Origin of the sequence: Pseudomonas sp. BN515 (genome assembly GCF_029873155.1) — a bacterium.
GTDB lineage: Bacteria > Pseudomonadota > Gammaproteobacteria > Pseudomonadales > Pseudomonadaceae > Metapseudomonas.
The window spans coordinates 51,347-66,839 of sequence record NZ_SSOH01000010.1 but is presented as its reverse complement, the minus strand read 5'-3'; the positions used below and the strand labels follow the sequence as shown (position 1 = coordinate 66,839).

The following is a 15,493-nucleotide window of genomic DNA, read 5'->3' as shown; positions in this document are numbered from 1 at the left end:
CTCAGAAGCTCTCTGCGAAGTAGCAGCGCTGCGCCGCCCTGACCATGTGGCGCTTCACGGTGGACAGGGATATGTCGAGTTGCTCGGCGATTTCGGCGTAGGTCATGCCATCCACCTGGGCCAGCAGGAAAACCTTCTTCGCCAGCGGCGGCAGGCCGTCCAGCAGGCGATCCAGCTCCACCAGGGTTTCCAGGATGATGGCGCGCTCTTCTTCGCTCGGTGCCAGCGCTTCCGGTTGGGCGGCGAGCGCTTCGAGGTAGGCGCGCTCGATGTCCTGACGGCGGTAATGGTTGGCCAGCACGCGCCTGGCCACGGTGGTGAGGAAGGCGCGAGGTTCCAGGATCACCGGCCTTTCCCGCGCCAGCAGCACGCGCAGGAAGGTGTCCTGGGCGAGGTCGGCGGCATTCTGCGGGCAGCCCAGGCGACGGCGCAGCCAGCCTGTCAGCCAGCCATGGTGGTCGCTGTAGAGCTTTTGCAGGGAGTCGGCCGGCGGAGGTGAAAGGGCGTCGGCGCCGTGATTCAAGAGCTGGTCTCGGGAGCAAATGGGAATGTTTCGCATTCTATAGTTGCTAGCCGGACTTCAGCAATAATCAGAGGGTATCGAAGAATCTTCTTAACTTGCTGTAGGAAGGGTGGAACCGCCCAACACGCTCCGTGGTCAATTGCCAACAAAATCTGGAGAAACCACTATGCTTTCGCGTCACTGCAACCGTCGTCTCGCTTCCGTCCTGATCGCCGGCCAGTTCGTCTTCCTTGCCCAGATGCCGCTGGCCCAGGCCGCCATGATCGGCACGCCGCAGGCCATGCAGGAGCAAACCCTGCAGCAGCACCAACCGGTCGATCAGGCGCAACTGCGCGCCATGCTCGGCGACAAAGAAGTGCAGCAGAAGCTCGAATCCCTCGGCGTGCCCCGCGAGCAGGTGGAGGCGCGGATCGCCAGTCTGACGCCGGCGGAGCTGCAGCAGTTCAACCAGCGTCTGGAGCAGGAACCGGCCGGCGGCTGGGTGGGAATCATCGTGCTGTTCCTGGTGATCTTCATCATCACCGACATGCTCTGCGCCACTGACATCTTCAGCTTCATCAAGTGCATCAACTGATGCGGCTCTGGCTCGCCGTCCTGGTGCTGGCCCTGACGGGCTGCGCCGGGCAGCAACCCATGCTGACGCCGCAGAGCGACCGGCTGCCCCAGCGGGTGGAGCTGACCCAGACGCCGTTCTACCCGCAGGAAATCTACCAGTGCGGCCCGGCCGCGCTGGCCACTCTGCTGGTGCAGCGGGGCGTGAAGACTTCACCTGAAGAGCTCACTCCCAAGGTCTATCTGCCCGCCCGCGAGGGCAGCCTGAAGCTGGAACTGGTGGCCGCAGCGCGACAGTACGGCATGCTTGTGTACCCGCTTGAGCCGAACCTGGATGCACTGCTGGCCCAGGTGGCCGCGGGCAACCCGGTGCTGGTGATGCAGAACCTCGGGCTGGACTGGCTGCCGCGCTGGCACTTCGCGGTGGTGGTGGGCTATGACCGTGGCAAGGATGAACTGGTGCTGCGTTCTGGCACCGAGAAGCGCTGGGTGACCGACCTGCGCAGCTTTGACCGTACCTGGCAGCGTGCTGAGCGCTGGGCCGTGGTGACGCTGCCGGCGGACAAGCTGCCGGCGGAAGCGCAACTGGAACCCTGGATCAAGGCTGCCAGCGACCTGGAGCAGACCGCCCAGCGCCCAGCGGCGGAACGCGCCTATCGCACGGCTGCCGCGCATTGGCCTAAGGAGCCGTTGCCGCTTTTCGCCCTGGCCAACGCCCGCTATGCCGAAGGGGATCGCGACGGCGCCGAAGCGGCCCTGCGCGAAAGCCTGAAGCGCAAGCCGGACTACGCCCTGGGTTGGTTCAACCTGTCCGAAGTACTCAACGAGAAAGGCTGCGCGGCCCAGGCCGGCCAGGCGAGGGCCTGTGCTCGACAACTGGCGCCCAATGACCCGCGTCTGGCGGCGCCGCTAGGCGCTGCTCCTGTTGGAAAGGGGCAGTGCGGGGTGCTGCCGGTGTGTGGGGAAGGGGCGGCGATTCGCCAGTGAGGTCGCTGCTAATCCTGTAGGGGCGAATTCATTCGCCAAGGGCAACGCAGTTGCCCTGACGGACACTGCAGGGCAGGCCTTCGGCCTGCTTGGCGATTGAAATCGCCCCTACAGATTTACCGTCCATCGCCTCACAAAAAAGCCCCGCATGTGCGGGGCTTTTTCTTGGTGCGTGAGCCTTACAGGCGCAGGCCGCCGTCCAGCTCCAGGACACGACCGGTGTAGTAGTCGTTTTCCAGGATGTAGGCGACCGAGTGGGCGATTTCCATCGGCTTGCCCAGGCGGCGCAGCGGGATGCCCGAGGTCATCTTTTCCAGGGCTTCCGGCTTCATGCTGGCGACCATGTCGGTCTCGATGAAGCCAGGGGCAACGCCGGCCACACGGATACCGTAGCGAGCCAGTTCCTTCGCCCAGACCACGGTGTCGGCAGCCACACCGGCCTTGGCGGCGGAGTAGTTGGCCTGGCCCATGTTGCCGGCGCGGGAGATGGAGGAGATGTTGATGATCGCGCCCTGGTTTTCCAGTTCGATCATCTTGGCGGCGACTTCGCGGGTGCAGAGGAACACGCCGGTCAGGTTGACGTCGATCACCGACTGCCACTGGGCCAGGCTCATCTTGGTCATTTCGCCGTCCTTGACCTTGATGGTCAGGCCATCGCGCAGGATGCCGGCGTTGTTCACCAGGCCGTTGATGGCCCCGAAGTCTTCGGCTACCTGGGCGACCATGTGGGTCACCTGCTCTTCGTTGGCCACGTTGCAGATGTAAGCGCGCGCATCGCCACCGGCGGCCTTGCAGGCGGCTACGGCTTCATCCAGTTTTTCCTGATTCAGGTCCACCAGGGCGAGCTTTGCGCCCTTGGCGGCCAGATACTCACCCATTGCACGGCCGAGGCCCTGGCAACCACCGGTAATGATGATGACCTTGTCTTTGAGTTGCATGAGAATCCCCTCGAATATCTGTCGCTTTGCCCCCGCTTGCGACCTGAAACCGCTATTCTGGTCGCTCGTCCGTTTCCGACGGATTCTTTGCGAGGAGTCATAAGGTGAGCGTGAAAGCCGCAAAGCATGCACGAGAATTGCTGCTCAAGGAATACCAGGGTGTGCTGTCCACCCATTCCAAAGCCATGCCGGGCTTCCCTTTCGGATCAGTGGTTCCCTATTGCCTGGATGCCGAAGGCAGGCCGCTGATCCTGATCAGCCGCATCGCCCAGCACACCCATAACCTGCAGAAAGACGCCAGGTGCTCCCTGCTGGTGGGCGAGCGCGGCGCCGAAGATGTCCAGGCCGCCGGCCGCCTGACCTTGCTGGCTGAAGCTCGGCTGATCCTTGATGCCGCCGAGGTGGAAGCCGCCGCCTCCCGTTATTACCGCTATTTCCCCCATGCGGCGGACTACCACCGCACCCACGACTTCGATTTCTGGCGCCTGGAGCCGGTTCGCGCTCGCTTCATCGGCGGTTTCGGCGCCATCCACTGGGTGGATCAACTGGTGCTGGCCAATGCGTTCGCCGGTGAAGCCGAGATCAGCATGCTGGAGCACATGAACAGCGACCACGCCAATGCCATCGCCCACTATGTGGAGCTGGCCGGGCTGCCGAAGGAGCCTGCCGCGGAGATGGTCGGGATCGACTCTGAAGGATTCCACCTACGCATTGGTCAGACACTTAACTGGCTACCCTTCCCAACATCCTGTAACAACCCTGGCGCGGTCCGTCAGGCCTTGGTGCAGCTGGCTCGCGCCGAATCCTGGCCGACCAGTGGAGAGGCGGTGGCTTGAATTGGGAGGAGGGCGGCTTCATTTAACGGATTACCGGAAGCCGTTCTTCCACCAAGGAAACCCCTGATGCGCGCTTTTCTCTTTCTGTTCCTGCTCTTTCCGCTGATCGAGCTGGCCGTCCTGATCCAGGTCGGCAGTGCGATCGGCGTCCTGCCGACCCTGCTGCTGGTGATCGGTACCGCCGTGCTCGGCAGCGTCCTGCTGCGGGTGGCCGGCGTCGCCACCGCCTGGCGTGCCCGCGAGCGCCTGGCCCGCGGCGAGGTGCCTGAGCAGGAAATGCTCGAAGGTCTGCTGATCGCCGTTGGTGGCGGCCTGCTGCTGTTGCCGGGCTTCATCAGCGACATCTTCGGCCTGCTGTGCCTGATCCCCTTCACCCGCCGCCTGTTCATCCGCAACCTGCGTCAGCGCGCCGAAGCCCAGGCCATCCGCCAGCGCGCCTTCGCCGACGACCTGGCCGCTCGCAGTGGCCAGACCCGCCCGCACGTGATCGAAGGCGAATACGAGCGCCGCGACCAATAAAGTGCATTTTTTTTGTGGGTGCCCCTTGAAATGGTCCCAGGCGCCCCTATGTATCCGTCACCGCAAGGTTCCTGCCCGACGGCAGGTCAGATTCCAGCGGCGCGCCCGACGCGCTGCAACCGGCCCCGCCGGACATTACCAACCCGCCGGTGCAAGCACCGGTCGAGCAACAACACTATTGGGAGAGATCGACAATGAAGCTTCGTCCTCTGCATGACCGCGTCGTCATCCGTCGCAGCGAAGAAGAGACCAAAACCGCTGGCGGCATCGTGCTGCCGGGCTCGGCCGCCGAGAAGCCGAACCGTGGCGAAGTCGTCGCTGTAGGCACCGGTCGCCTGCTGGACAACGGCGAAGTGCGTCCGCTGGCCGTCAAGGTCGGTGACCAAGTGGTGTTTGGCCCGTACTCGGGCAGCAACACCATCAAGGTCGATGGCGAAGAACTGCTGGTGATGGGCGAGAGCGAAATCCTCGCCGTCGTCGAAGCCTGAGTTCCGCGAATCTCCGCCTACAACATCAAAGAATTGAGGATCAATTAAATGGCTGCTAAAGAAGTCAAATTCGGCGATTCCGCCCGCAAGAAAATGCTGGTCGGCGTGAACGTACTGGCCGACGCCGTTAAAGCCACCCTCGGCCCGAAAGGCCGTAACGTGGTTCTGGACAAGAGCTTCGGCGCTCCGACCATCACCAAGGACGGCGTTTCCGTTGCCAAGGAAATCGAGCTGAAAGACAAGTTCGAGAACATGGGCGCCCAACTGGTGAAAGACGTTGCCTCCAAGGCCAACGACGCTGCCGGTGACGGCACCACCACCGCTACCGTACTGGCTCAAGCCATCGTCAACGAAGGCCTGAAGGCCGTTGCCGCCGGCATGAACCCGATGGACCTGAAGCGCGGTATCGACAAGGCCACCATCGCCATCGTTGCCCAGCTGAAAGAACTGGCCAAGCCCTGCGCTGACACCAAGGCCATCGCCCAGGTAGGCACCATCTCCGCCAACTCCGACGACTCCATCGGCAACATCATTGCCGAAGCCATGGAGAAAGTTGGTAAAGAAGGCGTGATCACCGTTGAAGAAGGCTCGGGCCTGGAAAACGAACTGTCCGTCGTAGAAGGCATGCAGTTCGACCGCGGCTACCTGTCCCCCTACTTCATCAACAAGCCGGACACCATGGTCGCCGAGCTCGACGGCCCGCTGATCCTGCTGGTGGACAAGAAGATCTCCAACATCCGCGAAATGCTGCCGGTCCTGGAAGCAGTCGCCAAAGCCGGCCGCCCGCTGCTGATCGTCGCTGAAGACGTTGAAGGCGAAGCCCTGGCTACCCTGGTTGTGAACAACATGCGTGGCATCGTCAAAGTCGCAGCCGTCAAGGCTCCGGGCTTCGGCGACCGTCGCAAGGCCATGCTGCAGGACATCGCCATCCTGACCGGCGGCACCGTGATCTCCGAGGAAGTCGGCCTGTCCCTGGAAAGCGCTTCCCTGGAGCACCTGGGTAACGCCAAGCGCGTTGTCCTGAGCAAGGAAAACACCACCATCATCGACGGCGCTGGCGCCCAGGCTGACATCGAAGCCCGCGTTGCCCAGATCCGCAAGCAAGTCGAAGAAACCACCTCCGACTACGACAAAGAGAAGCTGCAAGAGCGTCTGGCCAAGCTGGCTGGCGGTGTTGCCGTGATCAAGGTCGGTGCGGCTACCGAAGTCGAGATGAAAGAGAAGAAAGCCCGCGTTGAAGACGCCCTGCACGCAACCCGTGCTGCCGTCGAAGAAGGCGTGGTTCCTGGCGGTGGCGTAGCCCTGGTTCGCGCCCTGCAGGCCATCGACGGCCTGAAAGGCGACAACGAAGACCAGAACGTCGGTATCGCCCTGCTGCGTCGCGCTGTAGAAGCTCCGCTGCGCCAGATCGTGGCCAACGCCGGTGACGAGCCGAGCGTAGTGGTCGACAAGGTCAAGCAAGGTTCCGGCAACTACGGCTTCAACGCTGCTACCGGCGTGTACGGCGACATGATCGAAATGGGCATCCTGGACCCGGCCAAGGTCACCCGTTCCGCTCTGCAAGCTGCTGCCTCCATCGGCGGCCTGATGATCACCACCGAGGCCATGGTTGCCGAAGTGGCTGACGACAAGGCCGGCCCGGCCATGCCTGACATGGGCGGCATGGGCGGCATGGGCGGCATGATGTAAGCCACCCGGCCATCCGGTCCGAAGAGAAGCCCCGCCTTTGTGCGGGGCTTTTTCTTGTCCGCGAGAATGCGCGGGAGCACGCCGCGTGGTTATGATCGGTGACTGGGCGCCGATGGGAACTCCCACAGGGATCCCGATCGAAGGTGCGTTGGCCGGCAAGTGGCCAACATTGGGCTGATGAATGGAGTTGAGCCGATGCGGATCCTGCTAGTCGAAGACAACAACGACATCCTCGCCAACATGGTCGACTTCCTTGAACTCAAGGGCTACAGCGTCGACTGTGCGCGGGACGGGCTCTCCGGCCTGCACCTGGCCAGCAACGAGCACTACGACCTGATCGTGCTCGACATCATGTTGCCGGGGCTGGATGGCTACAACCTCTGCCGTCGCCTGCGCGAAGAAGCCCGGCGCGATACGCCGGTGATCATGCTCACCGCCCGCGATGGCCTGGACGACCGGCTCCAGGGCTTCAAGTCCGGCGCTGACGACTACCTGCTCAAACCTTTCGCATTGTCCGAGCTGGCCGCCCGCATCGAGGCGGTGCTGCGTCGTTCCCAGGGTGGCGGCAAGCGCAGCCTGAAGGTGTCCGATCTCAGCTATGACCTGGACACGCTGGAGGTCATCCGCGCGGGCAAGACGCTCAAGCTCAACCCCATTGGTCTCAAGCTGCTCGCCGTGCTGATGCAGAAGAGCCCGCACCTGGTGCGCCGCGAAGCGCTGGAAGAGGCGTTGTGGGGGGACGACTGCCCCGACAGCGACAGCCTGCGCAGCCACATCCACCAACTGCGCCAGGTGATCGACAAGCCCTTCGGCAAGCCGCTGCTGCACACCATGCATGGGTTGGGCTATCGCCTGGCGGAGTCGGCCGATGGAGTTTAAGCAGAGCCTCGCGCGACGGATTCTCATCGCGTTCGTACTGATGACCGCACTCGTGGGCGGCACCTTCGCGGTGGGGATCATCGAGGTGGTGCACGTGATCGAGGAGCAGTTGATCTCCCGCGACCTGAACAACGAGCTCACGCGGGTCCTGACCCAGAACATCGCCCAGGGCCGGACGCCCAGCCTGGACAGCGACACCCGTTTCTACAGCAGCGATGGGCGTGGCCCCTATGCTCTCCCAGAAGACCTCGCCGGTCTGAAGCTGGGGTTCCACGAAGTATTCGAGGGGGAGAACTCCTACCACGCGCTGGTGCGCGAGATCGATGGCCGGCGCTATGTGATGCTGCAGGACCAGAGCGATTTCGAAGCTCGTGAGCAGGTGCTCTACCGCGTGGTGATGGTCGGCTTCGGAATCAGTGTGGTGCTCGCGCTGCTGCTGGGCTGGTTGCTGGCGCGCAAGGTCATCGAGCCCGTGGTTCGCCTGGCCGGCCAGGTCCGCCATCGCGACCAGTTGCTGGGTATGGCGCCGCCGCTGGCGCCGGATTACGCCTCCGACGAGGTGGGCCAGTTGGCCCAGGCTTTCGACGACACCCTGGGCCGGCTGCATGACGTTCTGAACCGCGAGCGCCTCTTCACCAGTGACGTCAGCCACGAGTTGCGTACGCCGCTGATGGTGCTGGCCACATCCTGCGAGCTGTTGGCGGAAAACCCCAGCCTCGATGCCCGGGGCCGCACCCAGGTGGAGCGTATCGCCCGTGCCACCGAGGAAATGCGCGACCTGGTGCAGACCTTCCTGATGCTGGCGCGCTCCCAGCGCGACGAGGCCAGTGTGGCGCCCCAGGCGAGCCTGAGCAGCGTGGCCGATGACCTCGCCAGCCAATGGCGCGGCGCTATCGAGCACAAGGGGCTGCGCTTTGAATATCAGCCGGGGCAGCCCCAGGAGCGGCGCTACAACGCCTCTTTCCTGCGCTCGGTGCTGGGCAACCTGTTGCGCAACGCCCTGCACTACACCGACAGCGGCAGCATCCGCCTGGTATTGAAGGACGATGGATTCGTCGTGGAGGACAGCGGCGTCGGCATCCCCGAGGAGGATCGCGAGGCGATGTTCCGCCCCTTCGTCCGGGGTCCTGCCAGGCGCGGCGACGGGCTTGGGCTGGGCCTTTCGCTGGTACAGCGGATCTGCGACAACCAGGGCTGGACCGTCAGCCTGAGTGCTTCCCAACCCACGGGTTGCCGTTTCGAGGTGGACCTCAAGGGAAACGCCAATCCCGCTTCTTGACGATTTTTTCACCAGTTGCTGGCTACATTGGCCAGCCAGCACTCCCCGGCCCGCCCTGAAGTTCCCGTTCACTCGAACTGCAACAATCGGCTGCTAACCTCGACCGCCTGAACCAGGGCGGCAGTCTTTCGGCTGGCCAGATGGAGCCGGAGAAGGCCCGGCAGAGGGCCTCGCGCCTGCGTACGGCCTGGGGAGGAAAAGGCGCCATTCGTCGCTGCATTGGGCACACGGGTAGTTGCTGATCTACGGTTATGAAGCAGCGTTTGGCAGCGCTATCAAGGGGTTGCGATCATGAAGTTAGAAGTCACGCGAGCTTTGTTCCTCGTCGGCGCCTTGGGATTGGCGTCCCTGGCGGTGGCTGCCTGGCATGAGCCTTCGCCCTCCGTGGTGAGCGACAATGGCCTGGGTTACTGCCCGCTACCGCCCAATGCGCGGTTGAAGGCGCAAGTGCAGCCGGACCAGAACCTGCTGCTGTTCATGTTCGGCCTGGCACAGGGGCTACGTGGCCAGGAGTGAGGGACGGATACACCGAAGACTTCACTCGGGTAGAGTGTGCCGCGCGCACCGACAGCGTTAGCCGGTTTCCTTTGATCTCCATTCAGGCGCAGAGCCGGTGCGCACGGCGCCCCGTTGATGAGCCCGGCAAGAAAAAGCCCCGCAATTGCGGGGCTTTTTTCGTCAGCTCGGCATTCAGTGGCTGGTCGCCGGCTGGCCTTCGGGCTGCAGGTCTTTCTTCGCCAGCAGCGTATACACGCAAGGCAGCACGAAGAGGGTGAACAGCGTACCGATGGACATGCCGGTGGCGATCACCAGGCCGATGTCGAAGCGGCTGACCGCGCCGGCGCCGGTGGCGATGATCAGAGGCACCATGCCGAACACCATCGCCGCGGTGGTCATCAGGACCGGCCGCAGACGGATGGCGGCGGCTTCCTCCACCGCTTCGCGCGCCGACAGGCCCTTCTCGCGGCGCAGCTGGTTGGCGAACTCGACGATAAGGATGCCGTGCTTGCTGATCAGGCCGATCAGCGTCACCAGACCCACCTGGGTGTAGATGTTCATGCTCGACCAGCCGAGGAACAGCGGGATCAGCGCACCGCAGATGGACAGCGGCACTGTTACCAGGATCACCAGCGGGTCGCGGAAGCTCTCGAACTGCGCAGCCAGCACCAGGAAGATGATCGCCAGCGCCAACGCGAAGGTGACGTAGAGCGCGCTGCCTTCCTGCACGTACTGGCGCGAGGCGCCGGCATAGTCGAAGCCGTAACCGCGTGGCGCTTCTTCGCGAGCGATCTGTGCCACGGTGTCGATGGCTTCGCCCATGCTCACCGTCGGGAAGCCTTCGACGATCGCCGAGTTCAGCTGCTGGAACTGCTTCAGGCGGGTCGGTCGGGCGCTGTCGTGAACGCTGATCAGGGTCGACAGGGGCACCATGGCGCCGCTGTCGCTCTTCACGTAGTAGTTGCTCAGCCAGCCCGGATTGTCGCGATAGGCGCGCTCTACCTGGGCGATGACCTTGTAGCTGCGGCCGTCGATGGTGAAACGGTTGATTTCACCTTCGCCCAGCAGGATTGCCAGGGTCGAACCCAGGTCCTCCATGGACACGCCCATCTGCGCGGCCTTGGCCCGGTCGATATCCACCACCACTTCCGGTTTGTCGAAAGCCAGGTCGACGTTGAGGAAGGCGAACTTGCCCGACTCCATGGCACGGGCCTTGATGCGCTCGGTCACCTGCAGCAGCGACTCGTAGTCATTGGGGGTGTTGACCACGAACTGGAACGGCAGGCCTTCACCCGTACCCGGCAGTGACGGCAGGTTGAAGCCGAAGATCTGCAGGCCCGGGATCTCGTTGAGCTTGCCCTGGACGTCATGGAGCAGTTCCATCTGGGTGCGCTCGCGCTCATCCCAGGGTTTGAGCAGGAAACCGCCGATGCCCGACTGCACCCCGTCGAACCCGTTGATCTGGAACGAGGAGTAGTACTCGGGGAACTCCTTGAAGATCTTCACGAACTTCTCGGTGTAGGCGTTCAGGTAGTTCAGGTTGGTCGGCTGCGGGGCCTTGGCCATGATGAAGACGATGCCCTGGTCTTCGTCGGGAGCCAGTTCGCTCTTGGTGAACTTCAGCAGCACCGGGATCAGGCACAGCACGATAACCGCGAACACCACCACCACGGGACGGGTGTTGAGGGTGCCGTGCAGGGCGTGCTGGTAACGACGCTTGAGGCGGTCGAAGATCATGTCCAGGCGGTGCGCGAGGCCCGTGGGGTTCTCGTCGTGGCGCAGCAACTTGGAGCACATCATCGGCGACAGGGTCAGGGCGACGATGCCGGAGATGATCACCGCCCCCGCAAGCGTCAGGGCGAACTCGCGGAACAGCGCACCGGTCAGGCCCTCGAGGAATCCGATGGGCGCGTACACCGCCGCCAGGGTGATGGTCATGGAGATGACCGGCACGGCGATCTCGCGGGCACCCTCGATGGCGGCGTCGAAGGGTGTCTTGCCCTCTTCGATGTGCCGGTGGATGTTCTCCACCACCACGATGGCGTCGTCCACCACCAGGCCGATGGCGAGCACCATGGCGAGCAGCGTCAGCAGGTTGATGGAGTAGCCCATCAGCTGCATGAAGAAGAGCACGCCGATCATCGACAGCGGGATGGTGATCACCGGGATCAGCACCGAGCGGAAGGCGCCGAGGAACAGGAACACGACCACGATCACGATCAGCACCGCTTCGCCCAGGGTTTTCACCACTTCGTCGATGGAGGCCTGGATGAAGCGGGTGGCGTCGTAGGCGATGGATACCTTGAGGTTCGGCGGCAGCTGGGATTCCAGCTCCGGCATGATCGCGCGCACGTGCTTGATCACGTCCAGCGGGTTGGCGCTGGGGGTGCCCTTGATGCCGATGTAGACCGAAGGAATGCCGTCGAACGAGCTGATGGAGTCGTAGTTCTCCGCGCCCATTTCCACCCGTGCCACGTCGCGCACCAGCACGCGGCTGTCACCCACGGTCTTGACCGGGATGGCGCCGAAGGCGTCGGGGGACTTGAGGTCGGTGGTGGCATTGATGCTGGTGACCACGTACTGTCCCTTCACCTCGCCGGCGGCGGAGAGGAAGTTGTATTTGCGCACCGCGTCGTTGATGTCGTTGGCGGTGATGCCGTAGGCCGCCATCCGCACCGGGTCCAGCCACAGGCGCATGGCGAAGACCTGATTACCGAGGATCTCCGCTTCGGCCATGCCCGGCAGGGTGGCCAGCTTGGGCTGGATCACCCGCGACAGATAGTCCGTGATCTGCGGGTTGGACAGCTCATCGCTGTAGAAGCTGATGTACATCAGCGCCGTGGAGTCCGCCGCTTCCTTGGAGAGCACCGGGTCTTCGGCGTCCTGCGGCAACTGGTTCTTCACCTCGTTGGCCTTGGCCAGCAGCTCGGTGAAGAGGCGGTCCGAGTTGGCGCCGATGCGTGCATAGATCTGGATGACCGACATGTTCTGCTGGCTCGACGACGTCATGTAGTCGATGCCTTCGGCACTGGCCAGGCTCTGTTGCAACGGCTGGGTAATGTAGCCCTGGATGGTCTCGGCGTTGGCGCCGGGGTAGGCGGTGGTCACCGTGATCAGGGCGTTTTCCATCTGCGGGTACTGGCGGATCACCAGCTTGCTGAAGGCCTGGAAGCCCAGCAGCACGATCAGCAGGCTGACCACGGTCGCCAGTACCGGGCGACGGATGAAAGGATCTGTGAAAGCCATGTTCCGTTCCTTCGCGCGTCTGTCGCTTATTGGGCGCGGGCTTGTTTGTCCGGATTATTGGACAGGGTCTGGTCGGGCGCGATGGCGACGTGGGAGCCGTTATCCAGCTTGAGCTGGCCGGAAGTCACGACTTCTTCGCCAGCCTGGAGGCCCTTGAGGACCACGACCTTGCCGTCGCGGCGTTCGCCGGTTTCGACAAAACGGCGCTCTACCACCAGCTGAGGTTGGCCGTCCTGGCCTTTCTCGGGTTCGCCCTCGGCGTTCTTCTTCTCGTCGATCACGTACACCGAGTTGCCGTAGAGGGTGTAGGTGATGGCGCTCTCCGAAACCACGACGCGCTCCTGGTCGCCCGGCAGCAGTACTTCGAGATTGGCGAACATGCCCGGCAGCAGCTTGCCATCGGGGTTCGGCAGCACGGCGCGCACCTGCAGGTTGCGGGTGGCTTCCTCGACCTTGGGATTGAGTGCGGCGATGTCGCCCTCGAAGAATTCGCCCGGGAACGCGGCAACGCTGATGCGCACCTTCTGGCCAACCTTCAGCAGCGGCGCGGATTGCTCCGGCAGGAAGAAGTCGACGAACAGGGTGTTGAGGTCCTGCAGGGTGGCGATGATGGTGCCCGAGGAAAGGAAATCACCGACGTCCACCTGGCGGATGCCGATGGTGCCGGCGAAGGGCGCGACGATGCGTTTCTTGTCCATCAGGGCCTTGAGCTGGGCAACCTTGCCAGTGGCGGCCTGGAGTTCCGAGGACAGGCGGTCGAACTCGCTCTTGGAGATGTTCTGCCGGCTGACCAGGCTGCGGCCCCGCTCGAACTCGACGCGGGCCAGGGACAGTTCGGCCTCGGCGGTAGCCAGGCTGGCGCGTTCGACGTCGCTGTCCATCTGGATCAGCGGCTGGCCGACCTTGATCTTCTCGCCGGAAAGGAACAGCACGTCCTGGACAGTACCGCTGGCTTCCACGGTGAGGTCGACGCCCTGGAAGGCTTTCAGCGAACCGATGGCCGGCAGGCGGCTTTGCCAGGGTAGCTCGACGGCTCTCTCGGCGGAGACGCTGATGGGAGGCTGGGGCGCAGAGAATTGCTGGATCTGCTGGTAGATCGAGAGAAATTTATAGGCGGCAAGGGCGGCCACCACGAGGGCAACCACCCCCAGCATGATGAGCATGCGGCGGAGCAACATATTCCGGTTCCTTGGCAGGGGAAAAGAGGCCTGGGAATAGGCGAGGCAAGCACCTTAGTACCAGAGTTAGACCAAGTCAAAGGCAAGAAATTGCAGAAGATTGCCTTCAGCGGAATAGTCGTTCTTAGGTGGGGGAAATCGACGGAGATCGCGCTTTTTTAGAACTTTTGATCTGGTGCACACCTGGCAGTTACTGGTCGGTGGTCCAGAAGTGCGTGGCACGTCCCTGTGCCACCTGCGATCAGGCGTGGAGGCGGGCGGTGAGCTGGTTGAGGTCGCCGGAAAGGCCATGCAGGTGCTGGCTGGCGCCTTGGGTGCGCTGCACGTTGCCCTCGTTGGTGGTGGCGATGGCGGTGATCTCGGTGAGGTTGCGCGAGATGTCCTCGGCCACGGAGGTCTGCTCCTCCGCCGCCGTGGCGATCTGCCGGTTCATGTCGCGGATCGCTTCCACCGCATCGGTGATGCGCTGCAGCATGGCGCCGGCCTCGGTGACCTGGGCGACGCTTTCCTCGCTGCGGGTCTGGCCGCTCTCGATGGCGCGCACGGCGTTGAGGGCGCCGGTCTGCACGGTGTCGATGATCTGGTGGATCTCGGCAGTGGATTCGGCGGTGCGCTGGGCCAGGGTGCGGACTTCGTCGGCGACCACGGCGAAGCCGCGGCCCTGGTCGCCCGCGCGGGCGGCTTCGATGGCGGCGTTCAGGGCCAGCAGGTTGGTCTGCTCGGCGATGCCGCGAATCACTTCCAGCACCTTGCCGATGCGGCCGCTGTCGCTTTCCAGGCGGCGGATCACTTCGGCGGTGTTGGCGATCTCACCGCGCATGCCGGTAATGCTGTGGATAGTCGCCTGCATCACCGCGCCACCCTGCTGCGCCGAATGATCGGCCTGGTCTGCGGCGCCGGCGGCCTCGGCGGCATGGCGCGCGACTTCCTGGGCGGTGGCCGACATCTCGTGCATGGCGGTCGCCACCTGGTCGGTGCGGGAGAACTGCTCGCGGGTGCCCTCGGCCATCAGGCTGGCGATGGCGTGGAGTTCGCCGCTGGCGTTGTCCAGTTGGTCGGTGCTCTGCTTGAGGCGGTTGAAGGTGTCGGCGAGGAAGTCCCGCAGGGTGTTGGCCGCACGGGCCAGGCGGCCGAGCTCGTCTTCGCGGGTGGCTTCCACGCGCTGCCCGAAGTTGCCCTGGCTGAGCCGGGCGATGTAGTCGATCAGCGAGGTGATGGGCGCTATCAGGTTGCGATTGATCAGCCACAGACTGAACAGGCCGATGCCGAGGCTCGACAGCAGCATGACCACGATGCCGAGGTTGACAGTGCTGTCGGCGCTGGCGCTGATGGCGTCGGACTGCTGGTTGCCACGGGCATGCAGCTCGGCCACCAGGGCGCTCATCTGCTCGCTGGCGGCACGGTCGATACCCTTGACCGCGTTGTCCCCGGCCACCGGGTCGGCGCCTGCGGCGATGAACACATCACGGCCCTTGCGGTAGGCGACGCCGAGGTTGCGGTGTTCGTTGCGCAGGCTTTCCACCTTGCTCCTGAGGACGCTGTCGCCCATGCCCTGGGCCTTGTCCACCAGCTTGCCGAGCACGGCCTGGACCTTGGCTTCCTGGCCTTCGAACTGGCCCCAGTACTTGTTCAGGTTCTCCTGGTCCTTGCCACGCAGGAGCACGTTCTTCCACTCCTGGACCTGCACCTTGAATTCGAGGTTGGCCTCATCCACAAGGCTTGATGCTTCCAGCGTGCCGTCCACCAGTCCGCGATAGGACTGGATGCCGCCGGAAAGGAAGTGGAAACAGGCCAGGGCGGTCAGCAGCAGCAAAAGCAGGCTGCCGCCCAGCAGGGTGAGGATCTGGCCACGCAGGGAGCGTCGCAGAGACATGGTGTTGC

14 protein-coding genes are annotated in these 15,493 nt (G+C 63.7%); 9 read left to right on the top strand and 5 right to left on the bottom strand.

The genetic code is table 11. The features are described from left to right. Position 1: 1 nt before the first annotated feature. Positions 2 to 478, bottom strand: coding sequence for a sigma-70 family RNA polymerase sigma factor (locus E8E91_RS00420; protein WP_280374268.1), 477 nt, complete (start codon positions 476 to 478; stop codon positions 2 to 4). A 211-nt stretch (positions 479 to 689) separates the two neighbouring features. Here E8E91_RS00420 and E8E91_RS00415 point away from each other — a divergent pair, with 211 nt between their 5' ends. Together E8E91_RS00415 and E8E91_RS00410 are read left to right on the top strand one after the other, a co-directional pair. Continuing rightward, the gene (locus E8E91_RS00415) at positions 690 to 1,097 is read left to right on the top strand and encodes a PA2779 family protein (RefSeq protein WP_280374105.1); all 408 of its coding nucleotides are present in this window, start codon (positions 690 to 692) and stop codon (positions 1,095 to 1,097) included. Continuing rightward, on the top strand, positions 1,097 to 2,062 hold the full coding sequence (locus E8E91_RS00410; protein ID WP_280374104.1) for a PA2778 family cysteine peptidase: 966 nt from the start codon (positions 1,097 to 1,099) through the stop codon (positions 2,060 to 2,062). The genes E8E91_RS00415 and E8E91_RS00410 overlap by 1 nt, the downstream gene beginning before the upstream one ends. A 179-nt stretch (positions 2,063 to 2,241) precedes the next feature. Here E8E91_RS00410 and E8E91_RS00405 read toward each other — a convergent pair whose 3' ends face one another. Continuing rightward, positions 2,242 to 3,000 carry an SDR family oxidoreductase gene (locus tag E8E91_RS00405; RefSeq protein ID WP_280367853.1) on the bottom strand — a complete coding sequence of 253 codons (759 nt, stop codon included), beginning with the start codon at positions 2,998 to 3,000 and terminating at the stop codon, positions 2,242 to 2,244. Positions 3,001 to 3,104: 104 nt separating this feature from the next. On the opposite strand from E8E91_RS00405, the gene E8E91_RS00400 reads away from it, so the two are divergent. The 7 genes from E8E91_RS00400 to E8E91_RS00370 all read left to right on the top strand — a co-directional run bounded on the left by E8E91_RS00400 (position 3,105) and on the right by E8E91_RS00370 (position 9,206). After that, positions 3,105 to 3,836 carry a HugZ family protein gene (locus tag E8E91_RS00400; RefSeq protein ID WP_280374102.1) on the top strand — a complete coding sequence of 244 codons (732 nt, stop codon included), beginning with the start codon at positions 3,105 to 3,107 and terminating at the stop codon, positions 3,834 to 3,836. 66 nt (positions 3,837 to 3,902) lie between these two features. Then, on the top strand, positions 3,903 to 4,355 hold the full coding sequence (locus E8E91_RS00395; RefSeq protein ID WP_280367858.1) for an FxsA family protein: 453 nt from the start codon (positions 3,903 to 3,905) through the stop codon (positions 4,353 to 4,355). A 194-nt stretch (positions 4,356 to 4,549) separates the two neighbouring features. Further along, the gene (locus tag E8E91_RS00390; protein ID WP_028628402.1) at positions 4,550 to 4,843 is read left to right on the top strand and encodes a co-chaperone GroES; all 294 of its coding nucleotides are present in this window, start codon (positions 4,550 to 4,552) and stop codon (positions 4,841 to 4,843) included. 48 nt (positions 4,844 to 4,891) lie between these two features. After that, positions 4,892 to 6,532 carry a chaperonin GroEL gene (gene groL, locus E8E91_RS00385; protein WP_280374100.1) on the top strand — a complete coding sequence of 547 codons (1,641 nt, stop codon included), beginning with the start codon at positions 4,892 to 4,894 and terminating at the stop codon, positions 6,530 to 6,532. A gap of 195 nt (positions 6,533 to 6,727) precedes the next feature. Then, positions 6,728 to 7,411 carry a response regulator transcription factor gene (locus E8E91_RS00380; RefSeq protein ID WP_280367863.1) on the top strand — a complete coding sequence of 228 codons (684 nt, stop codon included), beginning with the start codon at positions 6,728 to 6,730 and terminating at the stop codon, positions 7,409 to 7,411. Next, the gene (locus tag E8E91_RS00375) at positions 7,401 to 8,690 is read left to right on the top strand and encodes a HAMP domain-containing sensor histidine kinase (RefSeq protein WP_280367864.1); all 1,290 of its coding nucleotides are present in this window, start codon (positions 7,401 to 7,403) and stop codon (positions 8,688 to 8,690) included. Before E8E91_RS00380 ends, E8E91_RS00375 begins: the two co-directional genes overlap by 11 nt. Before the next feature lie 291 nt (positions 8,691 to 8,981). Further along, the gene (locus E8E91_RS00370) at positions 8,982 to 9,206 is read left to right on the top strand and encodes a hypothetical protein (protein ID WP_280374099.1); all 225 of its coding nucleotides are present in this window, start codon (positions 8,982 to 8,984) and stop codon (positions 9,204 to 9,206) included. A gap of 174 nt (positions 9,207 to 9,380) precedes the next feature. On the opposite strand, the gene E8E91_RS00365 is transcribed toward E8E91_RS00370, so the two are convergent. The 3 genes from E8E91_RS00365 to E8E91_RS00355 all read right to left on the bottom strand — a co-directional run bounded on the left by E8E91_RS00365 (position 9,381) and on the right by E8E91_RS00355 (position 15,485). Next, positions 9,381 to 12,434, bottom strand: coding sequence for a multidrug efflux RND transporter permease subunit (locus E8E91_RS00365; RefSeq protein ID WP_280374097.1), 3,054 nt, complete (start codon positions 12,432 to 12,434; stop codon positions 9,381 to 9,383). 26 nt (positions 12,435 to 12,460) lie between these two features. Further along, entirely contained in the window at positions 12,461 to 13,612 is a 1,152-nt protein-coding gene (locus E8E91_RS00360) for an efflux RND transporter periplasmic adaptor subunit (RefSeq protein ID WP_280374095.1), read from the bottom strand. 241 nt (positions 13,613 to 13,853) lie between these two features. Then, positions 13,854 to 15,485 (bottom strand): methyl-accepting chemotaxis protein, encoded by a 1,632-nt coding sequence (locus E8E91_RS00355; RefSeq protein WP_280374093.1) that lies wholly within the window; start codon positions 15,483 to 15,485, stop codon positions 13,854 to 13,856. Positions 15,486 to 15,493 lie beyond the last annotated feature (8 nt).